Origin of the sequence: Serratia sp. BNK-33-b (assembly GCF_048684565.1) — a bacterium.
Taxonomy (GTDB): domain Bacteria; phylum Pseudomonadota; class Gammaproteobacteria; order Enterobacterales; family Enterobacteriaceae; genus Serratia; species Serratia marcescens.
In genome coordinates this window covers 2,186,091-2,205,349 of record NZ_JBLQTZ010000001.1, presented here as the reverse complement: position 1 = coordinate 2,205,349, position 19,259 = coordinate 2,186,091, and the positions used below count along the sequence as shown (strand labels likewise).

Sequence of the window (19,259 nt, the reverse complement as noted above, 5' to 3'; positions counted from 1 at the left end):
GTTCGAGATCGTTCTGACCGCCCTGATTCTTTGCGGACTGATCGCCGTCTTTTTTTACCTGTAGCCTGCCGCGTTGCCGGCGGGAAATTATTGAAAAATCAATTATTGCCCATCCACATGGCTGCTAAATCAGTCTATAGTTAGCATTCAGTGTGTTTATGGATGATCCGTATTTGTCAGGCAAGAGATCTATGCGCATATCCGTTTTACTGTTGCTGTGCTTACTCCCGCTTATCGCTGCTCAGGCGGCACGCGCCGACGGCCCGTCCAAGGCCGAGCAAACGCGTCTGTTTTTCGGCAAAGATGAACGAATCAAGGTCACGGATACCGCCGCCCAGCCGTGGCAAGCCATCGGCCAGGTCGAAACCGCCAGCGGCAATCTGTGTACCGCCACGCTGATCTCTCCGCACCTGGCGTTGACCGCCGGCCACTGCGTTCTGGCGCCGCCCGGGCAACTGGATAAAGCCATCGCCCTGCGCTTCGTGGCGGGCGATAAATCCTGGCGGTATCAAACCGGCGATATCGAGACCTTGGTCGACAGCAAGCTGGGCAAAAAGCTGAAGCCGGACGGTGATGGCTGGATCGTCCCGCCCGCTGCGGCCGCTTATGACTTTGCGCTGATCCGTCTGAAAGACAAAAAGCCGCTGCCGATCGCCCCGTTGCCGCTGTGGCAAGGCGACAGCAAGGCGTTGACCCAGGCCCTAAAACAGGCCAAGCGGCTGATAACTCAGGCGGGTTACCCGGAAGACCACCTGGATGACCTCTACAGCCACCAAAACTGCAAGGTCACCGGCTGGGCTCAGCAAGGCGTACTGTCGCACCAATGTGATACCCTGCCCGGCGACAGCGGCTCACCGCTGCTGTTGAAAACCGCCGACGGCTGGCAACTGATCGCCATCCAAAGCTCGGCGCCGGCGGCGAAAGATCGCTATCGCGCCGATAACCGCGCCCTGGCGGTGCCCGGCATCCGCGAAGCGCTGGACGCCCTGGCGGCAGGCAAATAATCCTCTCACAACGGCGCATTATGCGCCGTTGTGCTTTTTCAGCCCCCTTGCATATAGCGCCGCGGCGTGGTGCCGGTGAACTGACGGAAAAACGCGATAAACGCACTGTCGCTGGAAAACCCCAACCGCTGCGCCACCGCGCTGACCGACGGCAACGACGCCAGCAGTTCGATCGCGCGCATCAGCCGCCACTGCTGGCACCACTGCTGATAGCTCAGGCCGGTTTCCCGCTGAAACAGCCGCGTCAGCGTTTTGGCGTGCAGGTGCAAGCGCAGCGCCAACGCCGCCAACGCCGGCAACTCGTCGCTCTCCGGCAGCGTCGCCAACCAGGCGGCAAGACGCTTATCCTGCGGCAGCCGCAACTGGGTATTCTCGCGCTGCGCCTCGCCCAACTCATTGATCAGCACCGCCAGCAAATCGCGCGCGTGGGGCTGTGCCAACGCATAGTCCAGCGGCCAGTGCGCGATGCGCTCGACGATCGCCGCCAACAGCGGGTTTACCGCCAGCACCGTTGCCTGTGGCGGCATGGCGGCCGTCAGCGCCGGATCGAAATACAGCGAGCGATACGCGACGCGGCCGCGCAGCTGCACCCGATGCGCAATGCCGCCCGGTATCCAGACGCTGCGCGTCGGCGGCAGAATCAGCCACTGCTGCGCCAACGTGACCGTCATGCACCCCTGCGGCGCATACAGCAGCTGCGAACGCTGATGCCAATGCAGCCCGGAGTCGTGCTCCGCCAGTGCCGCCGCGATGCCGAGAGCCGGTGCCGGCAGCCGATCCGGGTCGAACGGGTGATGCTGTTGAATCAGCGCCATCAGACTGTCCTATACCTGTTGTTTTTTGTCCGGATGATTGTAATCGAACAAAACGCCGCTCCCTATACTGGCCGCCTTAACTTTTAGGGAGAATGTGCATCATGCAACGCTTATCTTTGCCGCTGCTCGTCACCGCCATCATGACGCCGCAGCTCCTGGAAACGCTGTACAGCCCAGCGCTCACCGCCATCCGCAGCGACTTCGGCGTCAGCGCCGCGCAGGCCGGGCAGACGTTATCCATCTATTTCTTCGCCTTCGCCCTCGGCGTCGCCTTTTGGGGAGCCTTCTGCGATCGGTTCGGCCGCCGTCCGGCGATGCTGGCCGGCCTGGCGCTCTATCTGGTCGGCACCGGCCTCGCGCTGCTGAGCGGCAGTTTCACGCTGTTGCTGGCCGCCCGTGCGCTGATCGCCTTCGGCGCCGCGGTCGGCTCAATCGTCACGCAAACCATGCTGCGTGATGTCTATCAAGGCCCGGCGCTGGGGCGCATGTTCGCGCTGGTCGGCATCGCGCTCTCCATCAGTCCGCTGCTGGGGATGTTCGCCGGCGGCGCGCTGGTCGCCTGGGGCGGCAGCGCGGCGATTTTCACCGCGCAGGCGGCCTGGGCGCTGGCGCTGCTGCTGTGGAGCTACGGCACATTGCCGGAAACGCGACGGCGGCAAACCGCAACGGCCGCCGCGCCGGGCATTGCCCTGACGGCAATACTGCGCGATCGGCACATCTGGTGCTCGGCGCTGCTGGTCGCCAGCTTCAATATCATGGTGTTCAGCTACTTCAGCCTGGCGCCGTTCATGTTCGAAAGGCTGGGGTTGAACAGCCAACAATTTGGCTACTCGGGCGTGATGCTGGCTTTGGGCAGCCTGGCGGGGGCGCTGTTGAACCGCCACCTGCTGGCGCGCGGCGTCAGCGCCAAACATCAGATCCTGCTGGGCGGTTTGCTGGCGGTGGCCAGCGGCGTGGCATTGTTCTGGTGGCAACACAGCCTGTGGATGCTGCTCCCCTGTGCGCTGGTGATGCTGGCGTTCGGGTTGGCTATCCCGAATGTGCTGAGCCAGGCGCTGAGTCGCTACCGGCAGCAACTCGGCACCGCCGGCGCGTTATTCGGGCTGCTGTACTATCTGTTGATCGCCCTGGGGCTGACGATCGCGGCGCGCGGGCAGGATTTGGCCGCCACGCTGCTGCTGTGCGGCCTGTTGAGCCTGTGGTGCGCCGGCCGCTTGCCGGCCGGTGCGCCCGAGCTTAACCCGAAAGCTGCTCGATAGTTTGCAAAATGCGCTTGTCGGAAATCGGGTAAGGCGTGCCCAACTGCTGCGCGAACAGGCTGACGCGCAGCTCTTCGATCATCCAGCGCACCGCCTTCACTTCTTCCTCCTGCTGTCGCTTCGGCGGCAGCTTGTTCAACCACTGCTGCCACGCCTGCTGCACCTGCTCCACCCGCAACATCTGCGCGCGGTCGCGGTGCGGATCGATAGCCAATTTTTCCAATCGGCGCTCGATCGCCTGCAGGTAACGCAGCGTATCCGGCAGGCGTTTCCACCCGTTGCCGGTCACGAAGCCGCGGTAGACCAGCCCGCCGAGCTGGGTCTTGATGTCCGACAGCGCCAGCGCCAACGACATGTCCACCCGGCCCTTCAGCCGTTTGTTGATGTTGAAGACCGCCGTCAGGATCTGTTCAACCTGCTTGGCCACCTCGACGACCGTGTCGTTCAGCTCGGCGCGGATCTGTTCCTGCAGGCGCGCAAAGCCTTCTTCTTGCCAGACCGGGCCGCCGTGTTCGGCGATCAGCTTGTCGATGCCGCACGAAATGCAGTCGTCGATCAGCTCCAGCACCTTGCCGTACGGGTTGAAATAGAGCCCCAGCTTGGCCTTGTTCGGCAACTTTTCATGCAGGTATTTGATCGGCGAAGGAATATTCAGCAACAGCAGGCGGCGCGTACCCTGCCACATCGCCTGTTGCTGCTCGATTTCGCTGTCGAACAGGCGGATCGCCACGCTGTCCTTTTCATCCACCAGCGCCGGGTACGCCTTCATCGAATAGCCGCCGCGCTTCTGCTCGTAAAACGCCGGCAGTTGGCCAAAGCTCCAGACATGCAGATTGCTCTGCTCCAGCCCGTCGTCGGCCACCGCCGACAGCGTCTCCTGCACCTTCTCTTTCAGCTGCAGGCGCAACGCGGCCAGGTCTTTGCCTTCGCGCAGCGTCTGGTTTTTCTCTCCCACCACGCGGAAAGTCATCTTCAGGTGATCGGGCACCTGATCCCACTGCCAGTCATCACGTGACACGGTCACACCAGTCATGCGCCGCAGCTCGCGCTCCAGCGCGTCCAGCAGCGGCAATTCCAGCGCCGTTACGCGGCCCAGGAACGCCTCGGCGTAGTTCGGCGCCGGCACGAAGTTGCGACGCACCGGTTTCGGCAGCGACTTGATCAGCGCAATCACCAGCTCACGGCGGATGCCGGGGATTTGCCACTCGAAGCCCTGCTCCTCCACCTGATTGAGGATCGGCAGCGGAATATGCACCGTCACGCCGTCGGCGTCGGTGCCCGGTTCGAACTGATAGCTCAGCCGCAGCTTGAGATTGCCCTGATGCCAGAAGTTCGGGTAGTCGAGCGCGCTGATCTTGTTGGCGCCGTCTTTGATCAGCATCTCTTTTTCGAAGTTCAGCAGATCCGGCTGCTGTTTGGCCGCGTTCTTCCACCAGCTGTCGAAATGACGGCCGGACACCACGTCGTTGGGGATCCGGCGATCGTAGAAGCCGAACAGCGTTTCGTCGTCCACCAGAATATCGCGGCGGCGCGATTTATGTTCCAGCTCTTCCACTTCGGCGCGCAGCTTTTGGTTGTCGCGGAAGAAGGCGTGGCGCGTCTGCCAGTCCCCCTCCACCAGCGCATGGCGGATAAACAGCTCGCGGCACAGCAATGGATCGATGGCGCCGTAATTGACCTGGCGCGCCGCGACGATCGGCAAACCGAACAGCGTGACCTTTTCGCTGGCCATCACCGCCCCCTGCGACTTCGACCAGTGCGGCTCGCTGTAGCTGTGTTTCACCAGATGCTGAGCCAGCGGCTCGATCCATTCCGGTTCGATGCGCGCGGCGATGCGCCCCCACAGGCGGCTGGTTTCCACCAGTTCGGCCACCATGGTCCACTTCGGCGGCTTCTTGAACAGGCCGGAGCCGGGGAAGATCGAGAAGCGGGCGTTGCGCGCGCCGGTGTATTCCTGCTTGTCCGCATCCTTCTGGCCAATGTGCGACAGCAAGCCGGTCAGCAGCGCGGTGTGCACGCTGCGGTAGTCGGAAGGCGTGCTGTTGATAGGCAACCCCAGCTCTTTCACCACCTGGCGCAGTTGGGTATAGATATCCTGCCACTCGCGCACCCGCAGGTAATTGAGGAAATCGTTGCGGCACAGCCGGCGGAACTGGCTGGAAGAGTTCGCTTTTTGCTGCTCCTGCAGATAATCCCACAGGTTGACGAACGCCAGGAAATCCGAGTCTTTGTCGGCGAAGCGGCGGTGTTTTTCGTCCGAGGCCTGCTGCTTGTCCATCGGGCGCTCACGCGGATCCTGAATCGACAGCGCGGCGGTGATGATCATCACCTCGCGCACGCTGCCGCTCTTCTGCGCTTCCAGCACCATGCGCGCCAGACGCGGGTCGATCGGCAACTGCGCCAGTTGGCGGCCTTGCGGCGTCAGCTGATAGTGGCCGTTGTCGGCGGTGGCGATCGCCCCCAGCTCTTCCAGCAGGCGCACGCCATCCTGAATGTTGCGTTTATCCGGCGCTTCGACGAACGGAAACGCGGCGATATCGCCCAGCCCCAGCGAGGTCATCTGCAGAATGACCGACGCCAGGTTGGTGCGCAGAATTTCCGGATCGGTAAACGCCGGCCGCGACAGGAAATCCTGTTCGGAGTACAGACGAATGCACACCCCTTCCGACACGCGGCCGCAACGCCCTTTACGCTGGTTGGCGGAGGCCTGCGACACCGGCTCGATCGGCAGGCGCTGCACCTTGGTGCGGAAGCTGTAGCGGCTGATGCGCGCGGTGCCCGGATCGATGACGTATTTGATGCCCGGCACCGTCAGCGAGGTTTCCGCCACGTTGGTGGCCAGCACGATACGGCGGCCGTGGTGCGACTGGAACACCCGATTCTGCTCGCTGTTCGACAGGCGCGCATACAGCGGCAGCACTTCGGTGTGCGGCAGATTGAGGCGGTTCAGGGCGTCGGCGGTGTCGCGGATCTCGCGCTCGCCGCTCATGAAGATCAGAATGTCGCCCGGCCCTTCGCGTCCAAGCTCGTCCACCGCATCGAAAATCGCCTGCAGCTGGTCGCGATCGGTATCGTCGCCGTCGTCGACCACCGGACGGTAACGCACCTCCACCGGGTAAGTGCGTCCGGAAACCTCGATGATCGGCGCATTGTTGAAGTGGCGCGAGAAGCGCTGCGGATCGATGGTCGCCGAGGTGATGATCACCTTGAGATCCGGGCGCTTCGGCAACAGTTCGCGCAGGTAGCCGAGAATAAAGTCGATGTTGAGGCTGCGCTCGTGCGCTTCATCGATGATCAGCGTGTCGTACTGCATCAGCAGGCGATCCTGCTGAATCTCCGCCAGCAAGATACCGTCGGTCATCAGCTTGACCAGGGTGTTTTCCCCCACCTGATCGTTGAAGCGCACCTTGTAGCCCACGCTGCCGCCGAGCGGGGTTTCCAGCTCGTCGGCGATGCGGTTGGCGACGGTGCGCGCCGCCAGGCGGCGCGGCTGGGTATGGCCGATCAGCCCTTTCACGCCACGCCCCAGCTCCAGACAGATCTTCGGCAACTGGGTGGTTTTCCCCGAACCGGTCTCCCCGGCAACGATCACCACCTGGTGATCGCGGACAGCGTTTAAAATGTCCTGCTTTTTCTGGCTGACCGGCAGGCTTTCCGGATAGGTAATGCGCGGGCAAGACGCGGCGCGCGCCTGCACTTTTTGCCGCGCCGCCGCGATGTCGCTTTCCACTTCGGCGGCGACCGCCAGCTGGGCATCGGGATTTTTGATTTTTCGTGCGCCCTGCAGGCGACGACGCAGGCGTTGTTGATCGCGGAGCATCAGCTCGCCCAGTTGGGCCGGCAGTGCCTCGAGCGGAGATTTCACGTTCGGTGTTCCTTGTTTCATCGTGGCCAAGACCAGGCTTGGCAACGGTTTAATGTTTTTTTAGCGATTTTTTTGCTTTAGCCGCACAGCCTATCACAAACGGCTTTTCCTCCCTACTTTCGCGAGTAAAGCCTCGGCATGTTATTCAATAAAATCGAACGAAGATCTCGAAATATTGCGCTATCACTGTGTGTGGAATGTGAATAGCATGTACTTCATGCAAGGGACGCTGAGTCCTGATGTCACTGTCACAACGTAAGGAATTATCGATGAGCAACGTATTGGTTCTGAAATCAAGCATCCTGGCGACCTACTCTCAGTCTAACCAACTGGCCGATTTCTTCGTAGAGCAATGGAGCAACGCCCATGGCGGCGACACCATCACCGTGCGCGATCTGGCCGCACAGCCAATCCCGGTGCTGGACGGCGAACTGGTCGGCGCGCTGCGTCCTTCCGATGCTCCGTTGACCCCGCGTCAACAAGAAGCGCTGGCGCTGTCGGACGAGCTGATCGCCGAGCTGCAGGCCAATGACGTCATCGTGATTGCCGCACCGATGTACAACTTCAACATCCCGACCCAGCTGAAAAACTATTTCGACCTGGTTGCCCGCGCCGGCGTGACCTTCCGTTACACCGAAAACGGTCCGGAAGGCCTGGTGAAAAACAAACGCGCCGTGATCCTGACCAGCCGCGGCGGCATCCATAAAGGCACCCCGACCGACCTGGTAGAACCTTACCTGCGTCTGTTCCTGGGCTTCATCGGCATCACCGACGTGGAGTTCGTCTTCGCGGAAGGCATCGCCTATGGCCCGGAAGTGGCGACCAAAGCACAGGAAGACGCCAAGGCGGCCCTGTCTCAGGTGGTTGCTGCCTAAGACCCTGCGCAGGGGCGCCGTGCCCCTGCCGGACAAGAGGCAAGTCCTGTCAAACCTGCACTACCCTCATAATAATCATCTATCCGTATCTTTTGGCGCGCCAGACGGCGCGCTTTTTTTATTTCTTCAGCCACTGCCCGTTGATGCCGCGCACATACTCGCCGCTTTGCGCGCGCGTCACCAGCTTTTGCCCGGCCATGCGCGCCACTTCGTCGACGGCGATATGGTTGCCGTCCGCCACTTCCTGATACTTCTCGGCGCGGCCGGCGTTGATGCGTTTCACCAGCGCCAGGGTTTCCGCGTCCTGCTTCACCGGCGCGATATAACCGCTCAGGGTTTCCCCCACCCGACCTTGCTGCTTCGCCTCATCCAGCGTCAACGCCATCGCCAGGCCGCTGAACAGCCAGGCGGCGCCGGCCAGCCACAAATAACGTTTTTTCATGTCGGCTCCTAGAACAGACCGCTTTGGGTTTTCAGCAGGTTTTCGACGTCCTTATCCACCTTGATATGAATTTCATGCTCGATCTTGACGTTCATATTGATGGTGATCGGATCCTTCGGCGTCGCCACCTCGATGCGCGGCACGCAGCCGCTCAGCAGCGAAACGCACAGCACCGCTGCCAGCGCCGACACACTCATGATTTTCATTGTTGCTCCCCAGGTTGTGAGAGGGCCTGCTCCAGCCACTCCTGTAAATTGTCGCCGAAGCGCAAACTGCGCCACAGCTGAAACACGTTTTCCTGATGGCGATAGTTCAGGATCACCTCGCGCTTGGCGCTTTTCTGCGGGTTGATGCCGTCGATGCGCGCGCTCAGCGTCAGCTCGCCCAGGTTGTCGAGATCGACCCGGGCGTGCGAACGGTTGATTTCCATGTAGCGCAGCCAGTCGATCGCCGCGCCGGTCGCCAGGTTGTTGCTGCCGATGGCGTCGGCCATGTCTTTGTCCAGGCGCAGCGTCAATGTGCCGGCGTTGGCGATCCAGCCGTTTTGCACCAGCCATTTCGGGTGATTCAGGAACAGCGGCAACTCGCCGTCGACGCGGCCGGACATGGCGAACTGCTTCGGTTTCAGGGCGGTAAACAGCGCGCTGAGATCGACCTTGTCCAGCTTCAGCACTGCGGCGTCATGCTGCGGCAACCGCAGTGCCGACAGGCTGATATGCCCGTTGAGCATGTCCACGCCGACGTTGCTCAACGTCAGCGGCTGCCCTTCGCTATAAGGATAGGTGCCCTGCAAATCGGCGGAAATGTTCTGCATCTCGAACAGGTTGGTGAAAGACTTGATGCGCAGCGACACCGGCTGTTTGGCCCCCAATTGCCAGTGATGCTGCTTGAACCGGTACGACAGGATAAAATCCAGGCCGCTCATCTCGCCGTCCTTCAGCCACATGCCGCCGTTTTTCACCACCCAGTGGCCACCGGCCTCGAACCCCTGTTCGCGCGCGGCGGAAAACGCCGACTGCGCGTAAAACTCGCCGTCGCGCAGCGTGAGATTGAGATCCGGCGCCAGCAGCGGTTGGAACACCTTCAGCGACTGTTTCGGCCACCAGGCTTCGCCGCGCAGACGTTCGCCGTCCCAACGGCCGCGCAGCGCGATCGGCCCAATCTGTTGCGCCTGCAGTTTGCCCTGCAGTTGGAAACTGTCCGGCGAACGGCCGTTTACCTGCAGCGCCAGCACCGGCGCCGGCAGATAGCCGCCGTCGCTGAAGCTGACCTTATCCGCCGCCAGCTGCAACTCGCCGTTGAACTGCGGACTTTGTTCATCACGCCGCCAGCGCAGCGGCTGATTGAGGCTCAGGCGCGGCGCGGCGACCGTCACCAGACCGTACTTCAACTTATCGAAGCCGGTGGAAAGTTTGTCGAGCACCAACTCACTGTCGCGCCAACGGCCGCTGCCGGCGACGTCCCAGGCGGCCTGCAGCGGCGGCAAGCGGCCATTGCCCCAGTAACGCCATTGCCAGTTGCCCTTGTCCGGCCAGAAATCCTGCGCCTGGCCGTCCAGATGCAGCTTGAAGCGGCCCCAGTAACTGTCGCTGGCGCTCAAAATCGCCTGCAGGCGGCCGGTGATACCGGCGGCGGTCACCTTCACGCCCGCCAGCGGCAAACGCGCCTCTTCCAGCGTCATTTCCGGCGTCACCTTGCCCCACAGGCGCAGCAGCGAACCCGGCTGCAGCACCAGCGTCGGGTTGAGAATGCTGCCGCCGATCACGCCCGGGATCGACGCGGTAGTGGAAAAGTCGGCCAGATTGGCCTGGCCGGTCAGTTGGAAGCGCAGATCGCTGTCGGTCAACCCCACCTTGCCCGGCCCGAGGGTGAGCACCGCATTGCCCTTGCCGTTGTGACCCGCGGTGATGACGTTCAGCCGCGCGCTGATCTCCGTTTCATCCAGCCCTTTGCTCCAATCGTGCAGCGCGATGCTGAGCCCGCCGTTCAACGGCTGCTCGCTGTACGGCCAACGCCACTCGCCCTGCTTGATGCTGACCCGCTGCGGCGCGACTTCCCACGGCAACACCGCCAGCGGGCGATCGTCGCCTTTTTCGCTTACCGTCAACACGCCCTGCTGCTGTTGCCAGCGCATGTCCAGCAATACCGGTTTTTCCAGATAGGCGGTCTGCATTTCCCCCTGCAACGCGCCCTGCGTCGGCAGGCTAGCCAGATCCAACGGAATGGTTATCTTGCCGGCGAGGTGCAGCGGTTGTGCGCTGTTGGGCGGAACCACGGTCAGGCTCTGCAACGTCAGCTGCTGTTTTTCATCCAGCTGCGCCTCGGCGCTGAGATTCGGCCCCCGATAATGCAGACGTTGCCCGTCGGGGCCGGAGGAAAGCTGCAGCTTGCCGGCATAGCGCTGCCAGGGAATGAGCGTCAGGTCATTAATGGTGAGATCCAGCGGCGGCAGCTGTTGCTGCAGCTGATCGAGCGCCAGCGGCGCGCTGTTGGCGTCGCCGCTCGGCAGTTTTGACAAACAGGCGCTATCGACGCTGACCTTATCGCTCGACAGCTGCCAGCGGCCCTGGCGGTAAGCCAGCCGCGTCGGCCCGACGTTGGCCAACAGGCAATCTTGCGCAGTGAAACGCGCCCCCGCCAATGCCAGGCCGCCCTGGCGCCAGTGCAATTTGCCCTGCAATTCCAGGCGGCTCCCCGCCGGCAACCAATGCGATAACACCCCCGGCAGCCAGCGCGGCAAGGTTTGCCACAACGCCAGCACCAGGATTGCGCAGCCCGCCACCGTCCCTATGAATACTTTCAATCGCCTGGTCATTAAATGATTGCTTCGTTCCTGAGTTAGGCATTGGTTAAGTCTATGCCTGAATTGACAATAATGATGGCACGAATTTGACATAGGGTGAAGCCGAGCGGGCTCGCAGAAGCGATTTGCACCTTTTTGGCGCAAACGTGTGCGGAGTTGTAGATTTTCGTTACAACTACATCACATTAACAGGACAGTTTTCAGACTTTTGTTATTGTTGTTACCGTTGATGATTAATAGTCTTGCAACCATTCTAATAAAAGTTTAGCTGCTAGCTAACTGTGTACTAGAGAAGCCATTCCCCACACCCCCGTGGGGATTTTTTTGCCGTTAATTTCAAATCACGGCCTCAATAAAAGCCTGTACTATGCGGCTGTCGCTCGCTTTACGCCAGATAGCATAAATATCGCTGCGCATTTCATTCCCGCACTCGATATACGCCACCTCCCGCTGTCGCGCGAGGCTTTCAGGGACAAACGCATACCCCAACCCCGCTGTTACGCAGGCGAATATCACGTCGTAGCATTCCACCTCCAGCAGCGCGGCGGGGATGATTTGCTGCTTTTGCAGCCAGGCGTCCACCAGATGGCGATAGTGGCATTGACGCGAATAAACATAGAGATCGCTTTTTGCCAGCAACGCTGGCTGATACGCCCCGCCAATGAAGACCAAACGCTCCTGAAAAGCACGCCGGCTCTGCAGCTGCGGATGTTCTATCGGCCCATCTGAAAACACCACGTCCAGAGTCCCTTTTTGCAATTGAAACTCCAGATCCAGCGAATAGCCTTGCACCACACTCAACTGAACGCGGCGGTTCTGCGCACGGTAATGCGCCAACTTTTGCGGCAGATGATGACTCAAGGCGATATCCAGCGCGCCAAGCTTCAATTCACCCTGTACCGGATCCTGTTCAAGCTGCGCTCGCGCCCGCTCTTCGATAGCCAAAAAGCGCTTGGCCTTATGGTAAAGCGCCCGGCCTTCCGGTGTGAGCGACAGCCGATTGCGCTCACGCTCAAATAGCGTAACGCCACACGCCGTTTCCAACTCTTTTAATTTCTTGGTCACGTTAGAGGGCACGCAAAACAGCCGCTCCGCCGCAGCCGTGAGACTCTCCGACTCAACCACCATGCAAAAGGTGACCAACTGAGCTCGTTTCAACACCACAAACCTTCACCAAAAATGAATGATAACCGAACTTTATTTCACTTTTAATCAACCATCAAGCCCATAGAATGCTCGCAGTCAGCACATTGCTGCCTCCTGGAAATTCCAGTTTCATTATCGACAGAGGAAATAAACCATGATCACGCTCAACGTCTTTTTTCAGGTCAACCCGGCCAAACGCCCAGCTTTTCTCAGTCTGCTCAACACTATGGTGCAGGAATCCAATAAAGAAACCGGCTGCTCTTTTTACCAGCTTTGGCAATGCCAGAACGATGAAAACAGCTATGCGCTGATCGAAAACTGGGACGATAAGGCGGCGCTTTCGGCACACCAGAAAACGCCGCATTGGATCGCCTTTAACGATGCCGTCAACGGGTATTTGACCCATGATTACGATGAGCACCATTACACGGAAATCGCTCGCTAACATCGCGTGAACCGGCCCAATGCGGGCCGGTTTCATCCCCCTGTTTCATCGGACAAACCCCGTGCAGGACAAACCGCTAACCAATTGTCGAATTTACTAAAATCTGTTAAATTGATCACAAAATCACGGTGGAGAAACCACGATGAAATTGGCGATATACAGTACCAAACAGTATGACCGTAAATACCTCGAACTGGTGAACCAGCAGTTTGGCTATGAGCTGGAATTCTTCGACTTTTTACTCAGTAAAAAAACCGCCAAAACGGCCGCCGGTTGCAAGGCGGTGTGTATCTTCGTCAACGACGACGGCAGCCGTGAAGTGCTCGAAGAACTGGCGGCGCTGGGCGTCGAAATTCTCGCCCTGCGCTGCGCCGGTTTTAATAACGTCGATCTGGACGCCGCCAAAGAACTGGGCATCAAGGTGGTGCGCGTGCCGGCCTACTCGCCGGAGGCCGTGGCGGAACACGCGGTAGGCATGATGATGTGCCTGAACCGCCGTATTCACCGCGCTTATCAGCGTACCCGTGACGCCAACTTCTCGCTGGAAGGGCTAATCGGTTTTAACATGCACAATCGCACCGCCGGCGTGATCGGCACTGGTAAAATCGGCGTGGCGACAATGCGCATTCTGAAAGGCTTCGGCATGAAGCTGCTGGCCTACGATCCGTTCCCGAGCGAACAGGCGCTGGAACTGGGCGCGGAGTATGTCGATCTGAAGACGCTGTACGCGCAATCCGACGTGATCACCCTGCACTGCCCGCTGACGCCGGAGAACCACCATTTGCTGAATGCCGACGCCTTCGCGATGATGAAAAACGGCGTAATGGTGATCAACACCAGCCGCGGCGCGCTCATCGACTCCACCGCCGCCATCGATGCGCTGAAGCAGCAAAAAATCGGCGCCCTCGGGATGGACGTCTACGAGAACGAACGCGATCTGTTCTTTGAGGACAAGTCTAACGACGTGATTCAGGATGACGTGTTCCGCCGCCTGTCGGCCTGCCACAACGTGCTGTTCACCGGCCATCAGGCTTTCCTGACCGAAGAGGCGTTGACCAGCATTTCCCAAACCACGCTGCAGAACATCAGCCAGTTGGATCGCGGCGAAGCCTGCCCGAACCAGTTGAACGCCTGAGCGTAACCTCGGGGCGCCCTTGCGGCGCCCTGTTTATTTGAGAGAACGCGATGAGAAAAACCACGGTGGCCGCCCTTGCGGCGCTGGCCTTAGCGGGGTGCAGCATGAAACCACACACGGCCGTCACGCCAGGCGATCTGCTGCATCACAACTTCGTGTTGCAAAGCGTGGATGGCGACACGGCAAAATCACCGGCGGGCGGCGGCCTGCTCAATCTGGAGTTCGGCGAGAACCTGCATGTCTCCGGCACGATGTGCAACCGCTTTTTCGGTCAGGGGCAATTACGCGACGGCGTGCTGACGGTGAAATCGCTGGCCACGACGCGCAAGCTGTGCCCTGATGAGCAGCGCAACCGCTGGGATCGGGTGATCGGCACCGTGCTGGAAAACGGCGCCGAAGTGACGCTAAACGCACAGCAGCTGACGCTCACCGGCAGCGGCCACACGCTTATTTATACCCTGCGCGATTGGGTGTATTGATCCTGCAGGCCAGGCGCCGGGGCTTACCCGGCGCAGCTGCCCAGGGCCAGCGTGCGCTCTTCGCACTGCTTGCCGTTCGGCATCTGGCACATGCGCAGCGCTTCACCGTTCAAATTGTGCGCGATGGTGGTAACGCCACCGACCGCCGCGCAACCGGTGCTGGTCTGCAACGTATTGATTCTGGCACTGTTGCCCTGCTGTACTGGCTCTTCGTTATTGCTGCTGCAGGCGGCTAAAAGCAGCACGGCGCTGGCAAGCAGCCATTTTGATGTCGTCATTATCCCACTCCTGAACCCGGAACTGCGCTGTGTAAAATCGCCATTGCTGATAACGCGCGTCACTTGGCGGACACGTTTCGCTATCTTTGATGCAAACTTGTTTAATCTAGCTCGATATATAAATAATGAAAATATATTCCAGCCATTATTTGTCGTTTTTTTGCGCCGGCCGGACATTTATTTTGTTTGCAGAATATTTCCGTGACGGCGCCACTCGCTGCCAGGCGCTGGCTGCACGCAAAAAGTGATAACGTCACCGCTGCCATCGAGGAAGTTTTTCCCGCGACATTGGTATTAATTATCTTCGCGTGCTTTCATTGCGGCGGCGCATTTTTTGCTACCGGAGAGAACGATATTTGCGTCTATGCTGGCGGCGCTAAGTAATTAGCATTCCACTATTTTCAGTGAATGATGACTGAATTCTTCAACCGGCGCGACTTGCTGTCATGCCGGCCTTTTTTTACATTAAAATAACACTCAGTGCACCGAGGCTTTCGACAGTAAATTAATCACCAGCACGCCGGCAATAATTAATCCCATGCCGACGATCGCCGGCCAATCCAATTTTTGCTGATAAACGAACACTGCGGCGACCGACACCAGCACGATGCCCATGCCCGACCAAATCGCATACACGATGCCCAGCGGCATGCTTTTGACCACCATCGACAGCCCCCAAAACGCCACGCCGTAGCCCAGCACCACCAGCAGCGACGGCCACAGGCGGGTAAAGCCCTCAGAGGCTTTCAACATGGTGGTGGCGATCACTTCCGCGACTATCGCCATCGTCAAATACATAAATGCGCTCATGGTTTTCTTCTGTCAATTTGCCGATGCGCAATTATGACGCGCCGGAAATAAATTGTCTTTAAACGGTGAAAACAATTTATTGCCCCGGCCCCTAATCGGCGAGGAAATACGCCTTTGACGATTTATCACCCGCCACACAAACACGATAAAGCCACGTTCGCCCCCTCTGTTAGACTTTTTTCCATTACTGCGAAAGTGCGCTTTCGCGGCTTTGTGAGCAATGAAAAGGTAACGCCGATGATAACTACAGATGGTAATAATGCAGTCGCTTCCGTGGCCTATCGCACCAACGAAGTGATTGCCATCTACCCTATCACGCCAAGCTCCACCATGGCGGAGCAGGCGGACGCCTGGTCCGGCGATGGCCGGCAAAACATCTGGGGCGATATCCCCCGGGTGGTGGAAATGCAGTCGGAAGGCGGCGCGATCGCCACCGTGCACGGCGCCTTGCAAACCGGCGCGCTGTCGACCTCGTTCACTTCATCGCAGGGTCTGCTGCTGATGATCCCCACGCTGTACAAACTGGCCGGCGAGCTGACGCCGTTCGTGCTGCACGTCGCCGCGCGCACCGTGGCCACGCATGCGCTGTCCATCTTCGGCGACCATTCGGACGTGATGGCGGTGCGCCAAACCGGCTGCGCCATGCTGTGCGCCGGCAGCGTGCAGGAGGCGCAGGACTTCGCGCTGATCTCACAGACCGCCACCCTCAACGCGCGCGTGCCGTTTATCCATTTCTTCGACGGTTTCCGCACCTCGCACGAGATCAACAAGATTGTGCCTCTCAGCGACGATACGCTGCGGCACATGCTGCCGCAGGCGGCGATCGACGCCCACCGCAGCCGGGCGCTGTCGCCGGATCATCCGGTGGTGCGCGGCACTTCCGCCAACCCGGACACCTATTTCCAGTCGCGCGAAGCCACCAACCCGTGGTATGACGCCACCGGCCAACACGTGATCGACGCCATGGAAGCCTTCGCCGCCCTCACCGGCCGCCACTATCGGCCGTTCGACTATTACGGCCACCCGCAGGCCGAACGCGTGGTGGTGGTGATGGGCTCCGCCGCCGGCACCTGCGAAGAAGTGATCGACACCCTGCTGACCCGCGGCGAGAAAGTCGGCGTGCTGAAGGTGCGGCTGTTCCGGCCGTTCTCCGCCCAGCATCTGCTCGGCGCGCTGCCGGACAGCGTGCGCAGCGTCGCGGTGCTCGATCGCACCAAAGAACCGGGCGCGCTGGCCGAGCCGCTGTATCTGGACGTGATGACCGCGCTGGCGGAAGCCTACAGCCGAGGCGAGCGCGCCACGCTGCCGCGGGTGATCGGCGGCCGTTACGGCCTGTCGTCGAAAGAGTTCGGCCCGGACTGTGCGCTGGCGGTGTTCCGTGAGCTGGCCCAGCCGCAGCCGCGCCCGCGCTTTACCGTCGGCATCTTCGATGATGTCACCGGGCTTTCACTGCCGCTGAGCGACGAAGTCCTGCCGCAGCGCGCCTCGCTGGAAGCGCTGTTCTACGGTTTGGGCAGCGACGGTTCGGTCTCGGCCACCAAGAACAACATCAAAATCATCGGCAACGCCACGCCGCTGTATGCGCAGGGCTATTTCGTCTACGACTCCAAAAAGGCCGGCGGCCTGACGGTGTCGCATCTGCGCGTCAGCGAGCAGCCGATCAATTCGGCCTATCTGGTCAGCCAGGCGGATTTCGTCGGCTGCCACCAGCTGCAGTTTATCGATAAGTACCAGATGGTTGAACGCCTGAAGCCCGGCGGCACCTTCCTGCTCAATACCCCTTACGGCGCCGATGAGGTCTGGTCGCGCCTGCCGCAGGAGGTTCAGGCGTTGTTGTACCAACGCCAGGCGCGTTTCTATATCATCAACGCCGCCAAGCTGGCGCGCGAATGCCGGCTCGGCGCGCGCATCAACACCGTGATGCAGATGGCGTTCTTCCACCTGACGCAGATCCTGCCGAGCGACGTGGCGCTGCAACAGCTGCAGGACGCCATCGCCCGCAGCTACAGCAGCAAGGGCCAAGAGATCGTCGAGCGCAACTGGCAGGCGCTGGGCGCCACCCGCGGTGCACTGATTGAAATTCCGCTGCAGCCGGTCGACGACAGCAGCCCGATGCGCCCGCCGGTGGTCTCGGACGCCGCGCCGGACTTCGTCAAAACCGTTACCGCCGCGATGCTGGCCGGGCTGGGCGATGCGCTGCCGGTTTCCGCCTTCCCGCCGGACGGCACCTGGCCGGTGGGCACCACCCAGTGGGAAAAGCGCAACATCGCCGAAGCGATCCCGATCTGGCAGCCCGACCTGTGCACCCAGTGCAACCACTGCGTCGCCGCCTGCCCGCACTCCGCCATTCGCGCCAAAGTGGTTCAGCCGGCGGAGATGGAACACGCCCCCGCCTCTCTGCAGTCTCTGGATGTCAAAGCGCGCGATATGCGCGGCCAGAAATACGTACTGCAAGTGGCGCCGGAAGATTGCACCGGCTGTAACCTGTGCGTCGAGGTCTGCCCGGCGAAAGATCGCCAGAACCCGGAGATCAAAGCCATCAACATGGCGTCGCGCCTCGATAATCTGACGGCGGAAAAAGACAACTACGACTTCTTCCTGCAGCTGCCGGAAATCGATCCGGCGCAGCTGGAGCGCATCGACATTCGCACCTCGCAGCTGATCACGCCGCTGTTCGAATACTCCGGCGCCTGCTCCGGCTGCGGCGAAACGCCGTACATCAAGCTGCTGACCCAGCTCTATGGCGACCGTTTGCTGATCGCCAACGCCACCGGCTGTTCCTCGATCTACGGCGGCAATCTGCCGACCACGCCTTACACCACCAATGCCGAAGGGCGCGGGCCGGCGTGGGCCAACTCGCTGTTCGAAGACAACGCCGAATTCGGCCTGGGCTTCCGTCTGACGGTCGATCAACATCGCGCACGGGTGCTGCGCCTGCTGAACTCGCTGGCGCCGCAGCTGCCGGAGCAGTTGGTCAATGCCTTGCAGATGGACGACGTGGCGCCGGAGCCGCGCCGGAAGCAAATCGCCGAACTGCGCACGCTGTTGGCGAGTTTCGAAGGTGAAGACGCACGCCAGCTGGCGGCCGATGCCGATTACCTGGTGGATAAATCCATCTGGCTGATCGGCGGGGACGGTTGGGCCTACGACATCGGCTTCGGCGGTTTGGATCACGTGCTCAGCCTGACGGAGAACGTCAACGTGCTGGTGCTCGACACTCAGTGCTACTCCAACACCGGCGGCCAGCAGTCGAAAGCCACGCCGCTGGGCGCGGTGACCAAGTTCGGCGAGCACGGCAAGCGCAAGGCGCGCAAGGATCTGGGCGTCAGCATGATGATGTACGGCCATGTCTACGTCGCGCAGATCTCGCTGGGGGCGCAGCTTAACCAGACGGTGAAAGCGATTCAGGAAGCCGAGGCCTATCCGGGGCCGTCGCTGATCATCGCCTACAGCCCGTGCGAAGAGCACGGCTACGATCTGGCGCTCAGCCACGATCAGATGAAACAGCTGACCGCCACCGGCTTCTGGCCGCTGTACCGCTTCGATCCGCGCCGCAGCGCCGAGGGCAAGGCCGCATTGGCGCTGGATTCGCGGCCGCCGAACAGCAGCCTGGCTGAAACGTTGCTGAACGAGCAGCGTTTCCGTCGCCTAAACGCGCAGCAGCCGGAGGTGGCCAGCGCGCTGTATCAGGCCGCCGAGAAAGAGCTGAAGGAGAAATACGATTTCCTCAGCCTGCTGGCCGGCAAGGCGGAAAAGTCCGCCGCTGAGTAACCCCTGTCAGGGCGCGAGCGATTCGCGCCCTGTTCTTTTACTACCGCCGGCGTAAATCGCAGCAACAAAACCTGCTGGCATTCCGGCGCGCAATCCGTACCATACAGGCCTCGCGTCGGGCGCATGGAAGCA

General features: G+C 60.6%; 16 protein-coding genes. 8 read left to right on the top strand and 8 right to left on the bottom strand.

Annotation, left to right across the window (positions count from 1 at the left end; translation table 11 throughout):
* Positions 1-191: 191 nt before the first annotated feature.
* Positions 192-1,004 (top strand): trypsin-like serine peptidase, encoded by an 813-nt coding sequence (locus ACMGGK_RS10535; RefSeq protein ID WP_420276870.1) that lies wholly within the window; start codon positions 192-194, stop codon positions 1,002-1,004.
* A gap of 38 nt (positions 1,005-1,042) precedes the next feature.
* On the opposite strand, the gene ACMGGK_RS10530 is transcribed toward ACMGGK_RS10535, so the two are convergent.
* Entirely contained in the window at positions 1,043-1,819 is a 777-nt protein-coding gene (locus tag ACMGGK_RS10530) for an AraC family transcriptional regulator (protein ID WP_420276869.1), read from the bottom strand.
* A gap of 101 nt (positions 1,820-1,920) precedes the next feature.
* Between ACMGGK_RS10530 and ACMGGK_RS10525 the strand changes: the two genes are divergently transcribed.
* A complete protein-coding gene (locus ACMGGK_RS10525) occupies positions 1,921-3,078 on the top strand; it encodes an MFS transporter (RefSeq protein ID WP_193842819.1) in 1,158 nt (385 codons plus the stop codon).
* Here ACMGGK_RS10525 and hrpA read toward each other — a convergent pair.
* Positions 3,056-6,943: an ATP-dependent RNA helicase HrpA gene (gene hrpA / locus ACMGGK_RS10520; protein WP_075205894.1), complete on the bottom strand. Its 3,888-nt coding sequence runs from the start codon at positions 6,941-6,943 to the stop codon at positions 3,056-3,058. The genes ACMGGK_RS10525 and hrpA overlap by 23 nt on opposite strands.
* Positions 6,944-7,212: 269 nt before the next feature.
* Between hrpA and azoR the strand changes: the two genes are divergently transcribed.
* Positions 7,213-7,818 carry an FMN-dependent NADH-azoreductase gene (azoR, locus tag ACMGGK_RS10515; RefSeq protein WP_016927576.1) on the top strand — a complete coding sequence of 202 codons (606 nt, stop codon included), beginning with the start codon at positions 7,213-7,215 and terminating at the stop codon, positions 7,816-7,818.
* A 118-nt stretch (positions 7,819-7,936) separates the two neighbouring features.
* Here the strand turns inward: azoR and ACMGGK_RS10510 are convergent, their stop codons facing one another.
* From ACMGGK_RS10510 to ACMGGK_RS10495, 4 genes are all read right to left on the bottom strand, one after another.
* Positions 7,937-8,260: a YdbL family protein gene (locus ACMGGK_RS10510; protein WP_049299369.1), complete on the bottom strand. Its 324-nt coding sequence runs from the start codon at positions 8,258-8,260 to the stop codon at positions 7,937-7,939.
* Positions 8,261-8,268: 8 nt separating this feature from the next.
* Complete coding sequence (locus ACMGGK_RS10505; RefSeq protein WP_004930472.1) at positions 8,269-8,466, bottom strand: YnbE family lipoprotein; 198 nt, start codon at positions 8,464-8,466, stop codon at positions 8,269-8,271.
* Complete coding sequence (locus ACMGGK_RS10500; protein ID WP_350024201.1) at positions 8,463-11,075, bottom strand: YdbH family protein; 2,613 nt, start codon at positions 11,073-11,075, stop codon at positions 8,463-8,465. The genes ACMGGK_RS10505 and ACMGGK_RS10500 overlap by 4 nt, the downstream gene beginning before the upstream one ends.
* Positions 11,076-11,399: 324 nt before the next feature.
* Complete coding sequence (locus ACMGGK_RS10495) at positions 11,400-12,224, bottom strand: LysR family transcriptional regulator (RefSeq protein WP_197758311.1); 825 nt, start codon at positions 12,222-12,224, stop codon at positions 11,400-11,402.
* A gap of 139 nt (positions 12,225-12,363) precedes the next feature.
* On the opposite strand from ACMGGK_RS10495, the gene ACMGGK_RS10490 reads away from it, so the two are divergent.
* From ACMGGK_RS10490 to hslJ, 3 genes are all read left to right on the top strand, one after another.
* Complete coding sequence (locus tag ACMGGK_RS10490; RefSeq protein WP_016927572.1) at positions 12,364-12,654, top strand: putative quinol monooxygenase; 291 nt, start codon at positions 12,364-12,366, stop codon at positions 12,652-12,654.
* A 142-nt stretch (positions 12,655-12,796) separates the two neighbouring features.
* A complete protein-coding gene (locus ACMGGK_RS10485) occupies positions 12,797-13,789 on the top strand; it encodes a 2-hydroxyacid dehydrogenase (RefSeq protein ID WP_016927571.1) in 993 nt (330 codons plus the stop codon).
* Between the two features lie 50 nt (positions 13,790-13,839).
* On the top strand, positions 13,840-14,268 hold the full coding sequence (gene hslJ / locus ACMGGK_RS10480; protein WP_033640169.1) for a heat shock protein HslJ: 429 nt from the start codon (positions 13,840-13,842) through the stop codon (positions 14,266-14,268).
* A gap of 23 nt (positions 14,269-14,291) precedes the next feature.
* Here the strand turns inward: hslJ and ACMGGK_RS10475 are convergent, their stop codons facing one another.
* Entirely contained in the window at positions 14,292-14,546 is a 255-nt protein-coding gene (locus ACMGGK_RS10475; protein WP_016927569.1) for a DUF333 domain-containing protein, read from the bottom strand.
* 186 nt (positions 14,547-14,732) lie between these two features.
* Here ACMGGK_RS10475 and ACMGGK_RS10470 point away from each other — a divergent pair, with 186 nt between their 5' ends.
* Positions 14,733-14,930 (top strand): hypothetical protein, encoded by a 198-nt coding sequence (locus ACMGGK_RS10470; RefSeq protein WP_143779040.1) that lies wholly within the window; start codon positions 14,733-14,735, stop codon positions 14,928-14,930.
* 93 nt (positions 14,931-15,023) lie between these two features.
* Here the strand turns inward: ACMGGK_RS10470 and ssmE are convergent, their stop codons facing one another.
* Positions 15,024-15,356 carry a multidrug efflux SMR transporter SsmE gene (gene ssmE, locus ACMGGK_RS10465; RefSeq protein WP_004930487.1) on the bottom strand — a complete coding sequence of 111 codons (333 nt, stop codon included), beginning with the start codon at positions 15,354-15,356 and terminating at the stop codon, positions 15,024-15,026.
* Positions 15,357-15,593: 237 nt separating this feature from the next.
* Between ssmE and nifJ the strand changes: the two genes are divergently transcribed.
* The gene (gene nifJ, locus ACMGGK_RS10460; protein WP_420276868.1) at positions 15,594-19,127 is read left to right on the top strand and encodes a pyruvate:ferredoxin (flavodoxin) oxidoreductase; all 3,534 of its coding nucleotides are present in this window, start codon (positions 15,594-15,596) and stop codon (positions 19,125-19,127) included.
* Positions 19,128-19,259 lie beyond the last annotated feature (132 nt).